This is a genomic window from Myxococcus sp. MxC21-1 (assembly GCF_032612255.1).
GTDB classification, from domain to species: Bacteria; Myxococcota; Myxococcia; order Myxococcales; family Myxococcaceae; genus Myxococcus; species Myxococcus virescens.
Genome location: NZ_CP123278.1, coordinates 510,783 through 524,016, shown reverse-complemented (window position 1 = coordinate 524,016; position 13,234 = coordinate 510,783). Strand labels below are relative to the sequence as shown.

At 69.9% G+C, this 13,234-nt stretch carries 17 protein-coding genes; 5 read left to right on the top strand and 12 right to left on the bottom strand.

The genetic code is table 11. The annotated features are described in order from the left end of the window. Positions 1-6 precede the first annotated feature (6 nt). A complete protein-coding gene (locus QEG98_RS02520; RefSeq protein WP_316565608.1) occupies positions 7-1,224 on the bottom strand; it encodes a metallophosphoesterase in 1,218 nt (405 codons plus the stop codon). Positions 1,225-1,403: 179 nt separating this feature from the next. Here QEG98_RS02520 and QEG98_RS02515 point away from each other — a divergent pair, with 179 nt between their 5' ends. Both QEG98_RS02515 and QEG98_RS02510 read left to right on the top strand, forming a co-directional pair. Further along, entirely contained in the window at positions 1,404-1,928 is a 525-nt protein-coding gene (locus tag QEG98_RS02515) for a hypothetical protein (RefSeq protein WP_090486695.1), read from the top strand. A 54-nt stretch (positions 1,929-1,982) separates the two neighbouring features. Then, a complete protein-coding gene (locus tag QEG98_RS02510) occupies positions 1,983-2,831 on the top strand; it encodes a TIGR00266 family protein (RefSeq protein ID WP_410477932.1) in 849 nt (282 codons plus the stop codon). Here the strand turns inward: QEG98_RS02510 and QEG98_RS02505 are convergent. Continuing rightward, the gene (locus QEG98_RS02505; protein WP_316567809.1) at positions 2,811-2,870 is read right to left on the bottom strand and encodes a hypothetical protein; all 60 of its coding nucleotides are present in this window, start codon (positions 2,868-2,870) and stop codon (positions 2,811-2,813) included. The two genes, QEG98_RS02510 and QEG98_RS02505, sit on opposite strands and share 21 nt — an antisense overlap. 204 nt (positions 2,871-3,074) lie before the next feature. Between QEG98_RS02505 and QEG98_RS02500 the strand changes: the two genes are divergently transcribed. Beyond that, the gene (locus tag QEG98_RS02500) at positions 3,075-3,314 is read left to right on the top strand and encodes a hypothetical protein (RefSeq protein ID WP_316565607.1); all 240 of its coding nucleotides are present in this window, start codon (positions 3,075-3,077) and stop codon (positions 3,312-3,314) included. 69 nt (positions 3,315-3,383) lie between these two features. On the opposite strand, the gene agmC is transcribed toward QEG98_RS02500, so the two are convergent. The 4 genes from agmC to QEG98_RS02475 are packed head-to-tail and all read right to left on the bottom strand — an operon-like array spanning position 3,384 to position 7,036. Then, a complete protein-coding gene (gene agmC, locus QEG98_RS41570; protein ID WP_410477931.1) occupies positions 3,384-5,168 on the bottom strand; it encodes an adventurous gliding motility protein AgmC in 1,785 nt (594 codons plus the stop codon). Between the two features lie 57 nt (positions 5,169-5,225). Beyond that, positions 5,226-5,723: a hypothetical protein gene (locus QEG98_RS02485; protein WP_316565604.1), complete on the bottom strand. Its 498-nt coding sequence runs from the start codon at positions 5,721-5,723 to the stop codon at positions 5,226-5,228. Positions 5,724-5,736: 13 nt separating this feature from the next. Beyond that, positions 5,737-6,240: a cupin domain-containing protein gene (locus QEG98_RS02480; protein WP_316565603.1), complete on the bottom strand. Its 504-nt coding sequence runs from the start codon at positions 6,238-6,240 to the stop codon at positions 5,737-5,739. 16 nt (positions 6,241-6,256) lie between these two features. After that, a complete protein-coding gene (locus tag QEG98_RS02475) occupies positions 6,257-7,036 on the bottom strand; it encodes a class I SAM-dependent methyltransferase (RefSeq protein WP_316565602.1) in 780 nt (259 codons plus the stop codon). Positions 7,037-7,141: 105 nt separating this feature from the next. On the opposite strand from QEG98_RS02475, the gene QEG98_RS02470 reads away from it, so the two are divergent. Further along, positions 7,142-8,437, top strand: coding sequence for a citrate synthase family protein (locus tag QEG98_RS02470; protein WP_316565601.1), 1,296 nt, complete (start codon positions 7,142-7,144; stop codon positions 8,435-8,437). Positions 8,438-8,530: 93 nt separating this feature from the next. Then, positions 8,531-8,827: a hypothetical protein gene (locus QEG98_RS02465; RefSeq protein ID WP_141259041.1), complete on the top strand. Its 297-nt coding sequence runs from the start codon at positions 8,531-8,533 to the stop codon at positions 8,825-8,827. A gap of 91 nt (positions 8,828-8,918) precedes the next feature. On the opposite strand, the gene ychF is transcribed toward QEG98_RS02465, so the two are convergent. The 6 genes from ychF to QEG98_RS02435 all read right to left on the bottom strand — a co-directional run bounded on the left by ychF (position 8,919) and on the right by QEG98_RS02435 (position 12,825). Next, on the bottom strand, positions 8,919-10,028 hold the full coding sequence (gene ychF, locus QEG98_RS02460) for a redox-regulated ATPase YchF (RefSeq protein WP_316565600.1): 1,110 nt from the start codon (positions 10,026-10,028) through the stop codon (positions 8,919-8,921). Between the two features lie 52 nt (positions 10,029-10,080). Beyond that, complete coding sequence (atpF, locus tag QEG98_RS02455) at positions 10,081-10,635, bottom strand: F0F1 ATP synthase subunit B (protein WP_020478431.1); 555 nt, start codon at positions 10,633-10,635, stop codon at positions 10,081-10,083. Positions 10,636-10,766: 131 nt separating this feature from the next. Next, positions 10,767-10,997, bottom strand: coding sequence for an ATP synthase F0 subunit C (locus QEG98_RS02450; RefSeq protein ID WP_002636238.1), 231 nt, complete (start codon positions 10,995-10,997; stop codon positions 10,767-10,769). A gap of 144 nt (positions 10,998-11,141) precedes the next feature. Then, a complete protein-coding gene (gene atpB, locus QEG98_RS02445) occupies positions 11,142-12,152 on the bottom strand; it encodes a F0F1 ATP synthase subunit A (protein ID WP_316565599.1) in 1,011 nt (336 codons plus the stop codon). Then, on the bottom strand, positions 12,152-12,562 hold the full coding sequence (locus QEG98_RS02440) for a hypothetical protein (protein ID WP_316565598.1): 411 nt from the start codon (positions 12,560-12,562) through the stop codon (positions 12,152-12,154). Before QEG98_RS02440 ends, atpB begins: the two co-directional genes overlap by 1 nt. Beyond that, entirely contained in the window at positions 12,559-12,825 is a 267-nt protein-coding gene (locus tag QEG98_RS02435) for an AtpZ/AtpI family protein (RefSeq protein WP_141593541.1), read from the bottom strand. Before QEG98_RS02435 ends, QEG98_RS02440 begins: the two co-directional genes overlap by 4 nt. Positions 12,826-13,234: the final 409 nt, after the last annotated feature.

The window sequence follows — 13,234 nt, the reverse complement described above, 5'->3', positions numbered from 1 at the left end:
GCGCAATCAACCCGGGGCAGACACCAGGGTCAGTTCCGCAATCTCAGGCGAGGGCCCCAACCGCAGCGGCGGCCCCCAATAGCCTGTCCCCCTGTGGGTATAGACGCGCACCCCGGCAATGGTTGCCAGACCGCGCACCACCGGCTGCTGCAACTTGACGAGGAACATGAAGGGAAACACCTGTCCGCCGTGCGTGTGCCCGGAAAGCTGCAGGTCCACCATCACCCCATCCTCTGCCACGCGCAGGGCGGACCGGGGCTGGTGGGCCAACAACAGACGCGGCACGCCCTGCGGCGCCCCGCGCAGTGCCAGCTCCGGACGGCTGGCATGCGAGGGAATGATGTGGCCCGCGTCATGGTCCGTCACCCCCGCGATGGTGAGCCGCGCCCCGTCGCGCTCCACCACCCGGTGCTCGTTCTGAAGGACGGTGAGCCCCAGGCGCGCCACCTCCGCGGCCCAGGCCGGTCCCCCGTGGTAGTACTCGTGATTGCCGGTGACGTAGAAGACGCCCAGTGACGCGCGCAGCTCCGCCAGGGGCTTCACCTCGTCCCGTAGCGCGTCCACGGTGCCGTCCACCAGGTCGCCCGTCACCGCCACCACGTCCGGCTGGAGCGCGTTCACCTGCTCCACCACGCGCCGCAGCCAGCGGCCGTCCAACGTGGGCCCCACGTGGATGTCCGAAATCTGCACCACCTTCAGGCCACTGAGCCCGGGCGCCAGGCCCGCCATCGGCACCGTCACCCGCTCCACCGTCGCCCGGCCACGCGCCGTGATGAAGGCGTACACCACCGCCGGCACCGTCACCCCCACCGCCACCAGGGCCTTGCCCCGGGCCAGTGCCAACGCGTCCGTCACCACGCCCGACCACGACAGGCCCAACCCCACCAGGTCCGCCACCACCACCGCGCTCAGCAGGATGCCGAAGGCGCCCAGCCACACGTAGGACGTCCACTGGAGCACCTGCGCCCAGAGGGTCGGTTCGCGGCGCGACACCACCATTCCCACCGGCAGCGACAGGAAGAGCAGCGCCACCAGGACGGGCCCCACCCATGCCCACGGCAGGGGCAGCTGCGGGCTCACGAACAGGCGCACCGCGATGTACGCGTGCAGCCCGCCCATCAACGTGAGGATGCCACCCAGCGACATCAACCACCGCAATGCCAGCGACAGGGACACTCTGGGCCGCCGGGCCTCCTGCTCCACACCTGGGGTCAGCTCCGCCACGAACGACAACCTCCTTCTCACCGGTGCCAGCCATGACCGCGCCCGGAACGCGGGGACATAACGACCGCCTATGGCCGATGCCCGGCAACCCGCCCGTACGCCAGGCGGGCCAACGCCTCATCTCGTGCACCACACCTAAGACACGGGTGACGGGTTGGCGAGCCAGCTACGTTCAAAGCATGAGAACTTCACGTATCTTCACAGCCGCACTGCTTGCAGCGGCTGGCTCGGCCTGGGCCCAGCCCGTCCAGTACCTGGACCTGCGAACGCCTCGGGTCGCGCTCAACGCGCGTGTCACCGACCGCGACCTCACCAGCCCTGACCTGCAGGTCGGCTTCAGCGACGGCTCCCTTCGAGGCCGCGCCTTCGGCAGGCCGCTCAACCTCACGCTGGATGCCACGCGGATCCGCGGCATCTATGGAAGTGGTCCCGTGGACCTGCGGATGACGCAGGAAGAAGGAGCCCTGCGCGCCAAGGGCACGTTCGGAGGGCAGCTCACCGACTTCCAGGTGACGCCGCAGACGTTCGAGGGCGACGTGGGCCGGTGCAGCTACCAGCTCAAGGCCTCCGAGGAAGGCCGCTATCAAGGCTGGCGTTCGTGTCTCGCCGGATTGGAGAACCCGGTATCGCTGTCGATTCCGCCTGCCATTGGCGGCGACGACGCGCGGCTCGTGGCCACCCTGGCTTTGATTCTGTCGCGGTAGCCCACCGCTGGGCGGCTATGGTGCGCGCCGTTTCCCTCACGACGGAGCGCATCCATGGCACGCATGCACGAAGTGGACTTCCACATCTACGGCGAGGACCTGCAGTTCGTCGAGGTGGAGTTGGACCCAGGAGAAGCCGCGGTCGCCGAAGCCGGCACCCTCATGTACATGGAGGACGGCATCGAGATGGAGACCATCTTCGGTGACGGCTCGGAGAAGACGAGCGGCTTCTTCGGCTCGCTGCTCGGCGCGGGCAAGCGCCTGCTGACGGGTGAGTCCCTCTTCACCACCGTCTTCCTCAACAAGAGCGGTGGCGGCAAGCGCAAGGTGTCCTTCGCCGCGCCCTACCCGGGAAAAATCATCCCGGTGAACCTGCGTGAGCTCGGCGGCGAACTCATCGCGCAGAAGGACAGCTTCCTCGCCGCGGCCAAGGGCGTGTCGCTGGGCATCGCCTTCCAGAAGAAGCTGGGCACCGGCCTGTTCGGCGGCGAGGGCTTCATCATGCAGCGGCTCCAGGGTGACGGGCTCGCCTTCATCCACGCCGGCGGCACGCTGCACGAGCGCACGCTGGGCCCGGGTGAACTGCTGCGCGTGGACACCGGCTGCATCGTCGCGTTCCAGCCCACCGTGGACTACGACATCCAGATGGTGAGCGGCATCAAGACGGCCTTCTTCGGCGGCGAGGGCCTCTTCTTCGCCACGCTGCGCGGCCCCGGCAAGGTGTGGCTCCAGTCGCTCCCGTTCAGCCGGCTCGCGGGCCGCATCCTCTCCGCCTCGCGCCCGGGTGGCGCTCGCGACGAGGGCAGCGTGCTGGGGGTGTCGGCCTGGGCAGCCTGCTCGGCGACGACTAGCGCACCGGGCAGGCCGGCCGTTCGCGGACCGCTATCCGCGCCGCCGCCGTGACAGGCCGGCCAGTCCCGCCAGCAGTACCCAGGAGCCCACCACGCCCACGGGCGATGCGCCGCAGCCACACCCCACGTCGAGCGCCGCGGGCCCCGCACCTCGAAGCCCGTGGTCCGCGAGCGCGCCGGCACGCGGCTGGAGGTGACGAGGTGCTCCTGCGCCGCGACATCGTGCGAGCCCACGGACAGCGCGCTCTCGCGGGGCACCTGGTAACGGAAGGCCCCGGTGTCATCGGCCGTCACCGTGGCGACTTCAATGCCGTCCACCTCGATGACCACCGTGGCGCCAGCCGTCGCCGCGCCCGCGAAGAGCGGCGTGGAGTCCACCACCTCGCCATCAGCGGGGACCACCAGCACCGGCCAACCGTCCTCCGGGACCTGGGTGCCGCCATCTCCCTGGGACGTGCCCGCATCCTGCCCGGACGTCCCTCCGTCACCCTCGCCGCTCACCACCTGGGACTCGAAGCGGATGGGCTGCGAGTAGGGCCCGCTGATTCCCGCCTCGTTGTGCGAATGAACGGTGACGAAATGAGGGCCCGGCGCCAGCGGCGACTCAGCAGGCCACTGGTAGCGGAAGCGGCCCGCGCCATCCACGGGGATGATGACCTCCGCGCCATTGTCCACCTCGATGCCCACCGTCGGCCCGTTGGGCGCGACGCCCGCGAACAGCGGCGTGGTTCCCACCGTCTCCCCGTCCTGCGGAATCACCAGGATGGGCTCCACCACCACGCCACCATCCTCCAGGGTGGCCGCGACAGAGAACGACACAGGCGCGGAGGGCGCGCTGTACGCCCCCATCGCCTCCGTCACCACGTGGACCGTGCGCGTGCCGACATCGAGCGGCGCCTGCTGCGGAGGGATGCCAGCGATGAACACACCATCCGCGCCAGAGCTCACCTGAAGCCGCTCCACGCCATCGACGAACACGAGGACTCGAACGCCAGGGTCCGCCCGGCCTTCGAAGCGAGGACGGTGAGGAACGCCCACCGCTCCAGACACGGGAGCGCTGACAGACGGCGTCCCGGGCGTGCGGTAGGCCACGTGGTATTCCTCGGCGAAGCCTTCGCTCCCCGTCCCCGCGCCATGCGTTCCGCCATCCGACGGGGTGAGGGTCCCGGCAGCGCCGCCCGACACGCTCCTGGGACACGACGCCGTCGTCCCTTGCAGCAGCACGCCGCCGCCGCCGCCACCACCACCCGGGCCGAGCACCCAGCCCGGGTAGCTGACGTTGCCGCCGTTGCCGCCCGCGGCTCGGGCGCTCCCGCAGGACAGTGCGTCCTGCGCGCGAAGGATGAGGCCCCCCCGCGCCACCACCGCCCGCGCCATCGTCGCCCGGCGTGTGGCTGGCGGCGAGCCCATCCGCGGAGAAGCGCCCGGCGCCCGAGAACGCCCTGGCCCGGATGAACACGACTCCGCCGCCCGCGCCGCCACTCGAGCCCAGGTCATCGTTGCCCTCCCCCGCGCCACCGCCACTCCCGAAGACAAACGTGTCGATGAGCGAGTACTTCGCGGGCGCGCCACCGAAACCGCCCACGTCCCGCATCATGTCCGCCTCCGACGTGCGGCCGCCGACACCGCCCCGGCCCCCATTCCCGCCTCCGCCACCACCCGCGTTGTGGCAGTTGCCACCGCCACCCTCACCCGCCACGGAGCCACGCCCCGAGGCCGTGCCGAAGCGGCCCATCCGCAGGCCCTCCCCTTTGTAGGCCCCCCCTGCCTCGGGAGGGCTGTCCAGGTCGGAGCAGCCAAGGAGGTCCGTGTGATTGACGAAGAGCCCGCCCCGGAAGCCCATTCCTTCCGCGCTGATGAGGCCCTGGTTCGTCACGCTGCCCGTGGCGAGGAAGGCCAGGATGCCGCCGCTGCGCCCATCCCATGGACGGGCCACGACCGAGGCACCCGTGGACACGAGGACGTCCGTGTACTCGGGCACGGAGACCACCTGCGCGCCCGGCGCGGCATAGGCATGCACCAGGGGCGCGGAGAAGCGCAGCCCGGGCGGCGATTCCGATACCGCCTCCACGCGCGCCAGCTCCCAGTGGCCCATCCGCCGAAGCGCCAGGGTGCCTCCATCGCTGGAGACCACGGCCTCCTCCGACCCGCCGCTCTGGTGGAGGAGCACCAGCGTGCCCACGGTGAAGCCCGAAACGCGCTGCACCGGAACGTCGTGGGCGCCGACCACCACGAGGTCCGTCAGCGGCGTGGCGGCGTTGAGGACGCGCCCCACCGTCGTGACGGACAGCGCGCCATCACGGCCCGAGCCCAGGCCGAAGGAATCCAGCTCCGCCAGCGCGGGGGACGCCGGGAGCAACACGAGCAGGCAGGACAGGACGAAGCGCATGCCCCCACATGCTGCCTCAGAAGCCGGGTCTACCGCGAGTGCAGGCCCCCTGAAGACTCACTCGCCCAAGGGGTTCATCAGCGCCCGGGCGTTGCGCGGTGCGAAGAAGGACTGGCGCGCGAGCCTCGGCAGGGCACGCTTGTCCACGCACCACAGCTGGAGCGCATCCTCCCACTCGCCCAGTTCGGCCACCGCGCGCACGTCCGGCGCATCGCGGTAGAGGCTGTTGAGGTTGTGCACCAGCGCGGACAGGTCCTCCACCTCCCAGCGCTCCGTCACGTCGCCAGCCATGACGTGGAGCTCCAGCACGGGGCGCTCGCGCACGTCCAGCACCTTGAAGCGGCGGGCCGCGCCGCCCATGGCGGTGGTGAGCGGCCCCACCAGCTCGTCGGCGCGCACGCCGTACCCCACGGACAAGCCACCTTCGAGCAGGCCCGCGTCACACAGGCGCAGCATGGACACATGGGGAGGCTCGCCACGCGGCAGCAGCGCCGCGGCGGCATCGCGGTCCTTGAGGAGCCGCTCCCGGGTGAGCACGTCGAGCAATGGGGCCATCTCGGCCCACAGCCTATCGCTCCTCGCCGCTCCAGTAGTCCACCTCCGCGGAGAGGGGCAGCGTGGTGAACAGGGTCCGAGCGGCCTTGTCGCCTCCGGGAGCACTGCCCGCGGAGATGACCACCTTCCCTGAGTCCGGGTACACCATGACGTCCGGCTCCACCATGGTGGAGAAGGCCAGGTAGCGCAGCGTCTCAGTCCCGTCGTTGAGGAGCTGGTGCGCGCCCCCGGGCCCCACCGGGAGCGCCACATAGTCGCCCGCCGTGACGGCGAGGGTGTCGTCCCCCAGCCGCAGCCGGCCCGTGCCCGCGAGGATGAAATAGGCCTCTTCGTTGGCCAGGTGGTAGTGCCGCGGCCACGCGTGTTTGCCGGGTGGCAGCTCCATCAAGCTGCACCCCAGCTTGCGGCCCTTGGCGGCGGCGCCCAGTTGCTTGCGGCGGTACTCCACCCGGGGACCTTGCGTGACTTCGGTCCAGGGAAGCTCAGGCTCGTGGACGACGTGAGAATGCGAGGACATGGACGGGTGCTCCTGTTCAGGGTCGCGTCGCGAGCAGCGCGAAGACGCGGTGGGGAATGTCGAGCGGGTCCGCCGGAAAGCGCCCGGCGAGCAGGTCCGCGAGCGCGGCATCGAAGCGGCTCACCGCGCTCGCAGGCATGGACGCGCCCACCTTCGCGCTGGCGCGGATGCGGCCCCGCCACGCGCGGGGGCTGTACGACACGGACACGTCGAAGGAGAACGAGGTGAGCTGGGTGAAGCCCGCCTCGGCGGCGTCGCGGAACCACGGAGGATAGACACCGGAAGACTGGCTCAAGGACACGAAGGGCGCGGGAGCGCCCGGGTTGAAGCGCTCGATGAGCCACTCGGTGGCCTCCACCACGTTGCCGGGCAGCGGTAGCCAGTCGAAGTGGGCGATGACCAGACGGCCCCCGGGAACGAGCAACCGCGCGGCCTCACGCGCTGCGGCGGGCCGGTCGAACCAGTGCCAGCACTGTCCTGCGACCACCAGGTCGAACGCCTGTGACGGCAGGCCCGTGTTCTCCGCGGGCGCCTGTTGGAAGTCGATGCCCAGCCCCATTCCAGAAGCGAGCCCACGGGCGGCATCCAGCATGTCCGCGGACACATCCAGCCCCGTCACCACGGCGCCGCGCTGGGCCAACCCTCGGGCCACCGTGCCCGTGCCCGTCCCCAGGTCGACGGCGCGGAGGCCCGGGCGAAGGAGGCCCTCCTTATCGAGCCGTTCGAAGAAGGCCTCCGGAAAGCCCGCCCGGTGCCTCATGTAGTCCGACGACGTGCGTCCGAAGTCCACCTGCATGACAGGCTCCTCTCCTCGCGGGCACACGCGGGCCCCGCCGACCTGGGACGTATCGACACGTCATCCAGTCGAGTCGACAATGGCCTTCGCGGAGGTGCGTGAGACATGAGTAGGCCCAAGGGCGGACGCTCTCAATCTCGATTCGACCATCGACCTGAGGAGGAGCTTGTGACCGCGGCACAGGCCGCCGCGCTCCTGGGCGTGAAGCGAGCCACGCTCTACACCTACGTGAGCCGAGGCCTCGTGCGCTGCGTGCCGGAGCGAGGCACCAAGGAGAACCGCTATGTGCGCTCCGACCTGGAGCGCCTGAAAGCGCGGCATGACGCGAGAGCGGGACACGCAGCAGTCGCCTCGGGCGCCTTGCGCTGGGGCGAGCCCGTCATCGACTCGTCGGTGTCCCGCGTGGGCGCGGAGGGGCTCGCGTACCGAGGCCATTCGGCGGTGACGCTCGCAGTGGAGGGACGCGCGTTCGAGGACGTGGCCGAGCTGTTGTGGACGGGCACGCTGCCCGAAGAGGCGTCACGGTGGCCCTCACCCGAGCCGGCGTTTCCACCGTCCGAGCTGGCGAAGCTGCTGCCCCGTGGAACACCTCCCGTGGCCGCACTGTCTGCGTTGGTGCCGCTCCTAGGCGCACGGGACGCGGCGCGCTTTGCCTCTCCGCCCGAGCAGGAGCGGGCCCGCGCCCGGAGGCTGCTGCGCCACCTGTCCGCCTGGGTCTGCGTGGCGAACGCGCCGGGGCGGGTGACGCAAGCCTTGAACGAGCCCACGGTGGCGCAATCCCTGGCGCGCGCTTGGACCACCCGCATGAAACGCGCACCGGAGCTGCTCAACCGCGCGCTGGTGCTGTGCGCGGACCATGAGTTGAACGTGTCCACGTTCGCCACGCGCGTGGTGGCCTCCTCGGGCGCGGACCTATACGCCTGCCTGAGCGCCGCGCTGGCCGCGCTCTCCGGCCCCAAGCATGGTGGGGCCTGCGACCGCGTGGAGGCGCTGCTCGTGGAGGTGGGACGGCCAGAGCGTGCCGCGGAGGTCATCCGGGAGCGGCTGCGGCGCGGGGAGGCAATCACCGGCTTCGGCCATCAGCTCTACCCGGACGGAGACCCGCGAACGCCACCGCTGGTGGAGGCCGCTCGTGCCGTGAGCCCCGAGGCCCCCAGTGTCCGCATCGCCAGCGCCGTGCTGGAAGCCATGCGCGCGGCAGGACATCCGCCCCCGTCCGTGGACTTCGGGCTGGTGATGCTCGCCGGTGCGCTGAGCCTTCCTCCAGGCGCGGGCGCCACGCTGTTCGCCGTGGGTCGCGCGGCGGGCTGGGTGGCCCACGTCCTGGAGCAACGCGAGCAAGGCCACCTGCTGCGCCCCCGGGCCCGCTACGTGGAAGCGAAGCGTCCAGGCGCGGCGTGACGCGGGACTGCGCCAACGACCACTGTCGCCTGCCGCGCACCCAACGAAGTCCGTCGTTGGAGCCACGCACGCGCGAGGGGAAACTCCCGCGCCGTGGACACTCGACGCGTATATCCCCGTTTCGCCATCGCCTCCCTGCTCGGCAACGTCGCCTTCCTCGCCTCCTGGGGTGTGGTGCTGATGCGTCCCTCGGGCTGGCAGGTGGTCGGCCCGCTCCTGCTCCTCATGTTCCTCGTCCTGCGGGTCGGCGGCATGTGGTTCTTCGCCTCGAAACACCCGCCGGAGGAGCGCCCGCGCATGCGGCGCACGGCGACCCTCACCACCGTGCTGGCGCTCATCGCCGTGGGCATCTGGGTCTACACCGTGCTGCAAGGCCCGCGCGGCTTCTGAGCCGCCAGGCCCTGAAACGGCTCGCGGGCGCCGCCTCCAGACTGAACCGTCCGGAAGCACAGCGCCCGCGATGACTGCCGTGTGCTGACCGCTACACGTTGAAGCGGAAGTGCATGCAGTCGCCGTCCTGGACGACGTACTCCTTGCCTTCCACGCGCAGCAGGCCCTTCTCCTTCACGGCGGACTCGCTGCCCAGCTTCACCAGGTCCTCCCAGCGCATCACCTCGGCCTTGATGAAGCCGCGCTCGAAGTCGGAGTGGATGACGCCGGCCGCCTGCGGGGCCTTGTAGCCCTGGTGGATGGTCCACGCGCGGCACTCCTGCTCGCCCACGGTGAAGTACGTCCACAGGCCCAGCAGCTTGTAGCCGGCGCGCACCACCTTGTGCAGGCCCGGCTCGGACAGGCCCGCGCTCTCCAGGAAGCCCGGACGCTCCGACTCCGGGAGCTGCTGGATTTCGGACTCCAGCGCGGCGGCGAGCACCACCACCTCGAAGCCCTCCTTCGCGGCCATCTCCCGAACGGCCTTCACGTGGGGATTCGCGTCCTCCTTGCCCAGCTCCGACTCGCCGATGTTCGCCACGTACAGCACGGGCTTGTCGGTGAGCAGGAACAGGTCATGGATGACGGCGCTCTCCTCCTCGGTGAGCTTCTGGGCGCGCACGGTGATGCCGTTGTCCAGGTTCGCCTTGATGCGGTCCAGCAGCGCCACCTCGGCCTTGGCCTCCTCGCCAGCCTTGCCGCCCACCTTCGTGTTCTTCAAGGAGCGCTCGCGGCGCTTCTCCACCGTCTCCAGGTCCTTGAGGCACAGCTCCGTGTCGACCACGTCCCGGTCCCGCACCGGATTCACCCCGCCCTCGACGTGGGTGACGTTGTCGTCCTCGAAGCAGCGCAGCACGTGGAGCACGGCGTTGACCTGGCGGATGTTGCCCAGGAACTGGTTGCCCAGGCCTTCGCCCTTGGACGCGCCGCGCACCAGGCCGGCGATGTCCACGAACTCCAGCGAGGTGGGCACCTTCTTCAGCGGCTTGATGAGCGCGGACAGCTGGTCCAGGCGGTCATCCGGCACGGGCACCACGCCCACGTTGGGCTCGATGGTGCAGAAGGGATAGTTGGCCGCCTGCGCGCCCGCGGCCGACAGCGCGTTGAACAGGGTGGACTTGCCGACGTTGGGCAGCCCGACGATTCCGATGGATAGACCCATGGTGATTCCCTGGAACACGCGCGCCGGGGGGCGCGCTTCCCCAAGAAGGGGATTAGGCAGTGCGGCGCACGGCGCCGGTGGCGCTGGTGCTGTTCAGCGGCAGGCCCTGGACGAACTGCTCGGCCAGCGCGCGCTGCTTGCTGTCGTCCATGCGCTCGCTGATGAGCTTGCCGGCGACTTCCATGGCCAGGTCGACCGCCATGGAGCGGACCTCGGCGATGGCCTTCGCCTTCTGCTCGTCAATCTCGCGACGCGCGCTCAGCTTGAGCTCCTCGGCCTCCTTGCGGCTCTTGGCCATGAGCTCCTCGCGGAACTTCTCCATCTCCTGCGTGTTGCGGCGCATCATCTCCGCGGCCTCGCGACGGGCCTCGGCGATGGCCGTCTTCTGGTCGGCCAGCAGCTTCTCCGCCTCGGCGCGCTCACGCTTGGCGCTCTCGATGGAGCTGGCGATCTGCTTCTCGCGCTCCTCGACCAGCGAAAGGATGGGGCCCCACGCCTTCCACTTCAGGACGACGGCGGCGATGACGAAGGTGACCAGGGTCCAGAAGATGAGGCCCGGCTGGACCTTCACGAGGTTACTGGCGGCGAGGACGGAGGGCAGGAACATGGCGGGATGTCCAGCGTGAGGGAGGGATGCTGCGAAGACTTCGGTTTCCGCGGCAGGAGCGGCCGGCGCCCGCGGTGGAATTCCCTACGGGCACCGGCGACCGTCCAGCGATGACTCGACCTGCGCTCGCCTTAAGCCTTGGTGGCGAGCAGGATGCAAACGACCAGCGCGAACAGCGTGGCGCCTTCGATGAGGGCCGCCGCGATGATCATCGTGGTGCGGATGTCGCCGCCCGCGGCCGGCTGACGGCCCGTGGCGTCCATGGCGGCGGCGGCCAGCTTACCAATGCCGAGCGCGGCACCGATGATGGAGAGACCGGCACCCAGACCGGCGGCGAGGAAGGCAAGAGCGAGGTTGGTCATGGTGACACTTGTTCTTTCGTAGCGTGGACCCGCTTGTGGGGGGGTCGTGATGTCCCTTGAGGACTACCTCCGGCGGCCTTTCGAACCGCCGGGTCTTCGACCGGGGCACCGGACTTCAGCGCCCCGCTAACTCGTCAGAACCGCCTAGGCGTGGTGCGCCTTGCCGTGGTCGTGGCTGGGGCCCGTTTCCGGGTGGTCGTGGCCGTGGTCGTCATGGTGGTGACCCATGGCCACGCTCATACCGATGAACAGCGCCGACAGCATCGCGAAGACGTACGCCTGCACGAAGGCCACGAACAGCTCGAGCAGGAAGATGGCGAAGGCGAAGGGCACGCTCACCGCCGCCACCGCGGGGTGGCCGAGGAGGAAGATGAGGCCCAGGAGGAAGAAGTAGACGATGTGGCCCGCCAGCATGTTGGCGAACAGACGCATCGTGAGGGCGAAGGGCTTGGTGAACAGACCCAGCACCTCCACCGGAACCATGATGGGCCACAACCAGGGGGCCACGCCACCCGTCAGGTGCTTCAGGTAGCCGCCCAGACCCGCCGCGCGAATACCCGCCACCTGGGTGACGACGAAGGTGCACAGCGCCAGCGCCGCGGTGACAGCCAGGTTGCCGGTGGCGGTCGCCATCCAGGGAACCATGCCCAGCATGTTCATGAAGAGGATGAAGAAGAACACGGTGAGCAGGAAGGGCACGTAGCGGGGGCCCTCCTCCTTGCCGATGTTCTTGATGGCCAGCTCGTCACGAACGAACAGCACCAGCATCTCAAGGATGTTGGCGCCCGCGCCGCGCGGCACCAACTTCGTCTTGTCGCGGTTGCCCCAGATGAACAGGGTGGCCATCAGCAGCAGAGCGGCCAGCCACATCATCAGGGTGTGCTTCGTGATGGACATGTCCAGGCAGCCGTCCATCAAGCCCGGAATCTCCTCACCGTGCTCCGTCATCCGGGGCGCGCACGCGCCGGCCTTCAGCGGGACGTGCCACTGCGGGAAGTCAAACGCGTGGATGGGGCTGCTGAGCGGGACCTCGATCTCCAGGTAGGGCGAGTCCACGACGTGGTGGAGGATGTACCCCGGCACGTCGTCTTCAGACCCCGCGGCCCACGCCGTGGCAGCAAACAGACTGGCGAACAGCACCATTGCCTTGCGCATCACTCGTCTCCGCCCGCCGATTCCTTCGACGCGGCCATCACGTAGCTCACTTCAATCCACTGCAGTGCGAAGTAGACGCCGAAGAAGCCGGCGATGAACGGCACCGCCGCCATTCCCCGCGACACCACGCCCAACAGCCCCGCCAACACGCCCACGGCCCGAAGGCCAAAGATGATTCCGACCACCTTCAGCGCGGCGTTGAGGTCCTGCCGCACCGCCCGCCGTTTCAGCACCAGCGCCACCGCGCCCGTCACCGCCGCCAGCCCCACGCCCCACACCGCCGAAACCCGGTCCTCCACCACCTGCGGCATCAACGCCGCCAGCGCCAGGCCCACCACCGCCACGCCACCCTCCAGCGCCGCATGACTCTTGAACGAGTCCATCCCGCTACCGCCGCCCCGCGCCGTCACTTCCGCTTCCCCAGCCGGGCCATCTCATGGAGGAACCCATAGAAGCCCACGCAGATACCCACCAGGCTCAGCACCACCAGCAACCAGGGGCCCGTCCCCAACCACCCATCCAGCCAGTAGCCGCCCAGCACGCCCACCACCGCTCCACCCACCAGCTTCCACACCGCCGCGATGTAGGGTTGCGCCGCCCTCATCTGCCGGGCCGTCTCCCCCAACTCGCTGCCGTCCGAACCGCCCGGTTTCCGGGGCTCCTTCACTTCCATTCGGACGCCTCCCCAAACCCCGGGAAAACCTCGCTTTTCCAACCCCGCCGCCCCAACCCCTCTACGCGGGGCGCCGCTTAACACCGAACACGCGGCACACGCAACCGGTACCATGGGCAGCGGCCCCCCGGCCCCCAGTGGCGATTGCCGCTTCGGCAAGCTCAGCTACCGCCGATCTGCCCCGCATGGAATCGAGGGCCCTTCCCGTGGGCTCGCCAGGGCCCGGGCTCGCCTCTGGGTGAGGCGCTGGAGCCCGGCGGCCTGAGCAGGCGCATGGGAATGGGGGCGCCTGCCCCAAGGCCCGGGTGGCCGGCCTCCGGGCGCCTGCCGGCCCGCTCCTCGGCGTCCGGGCGCCTGCGTCGCCAGCTTGCACCCGACACGCGTCAACCCACCGCGACACCTCTGGAGG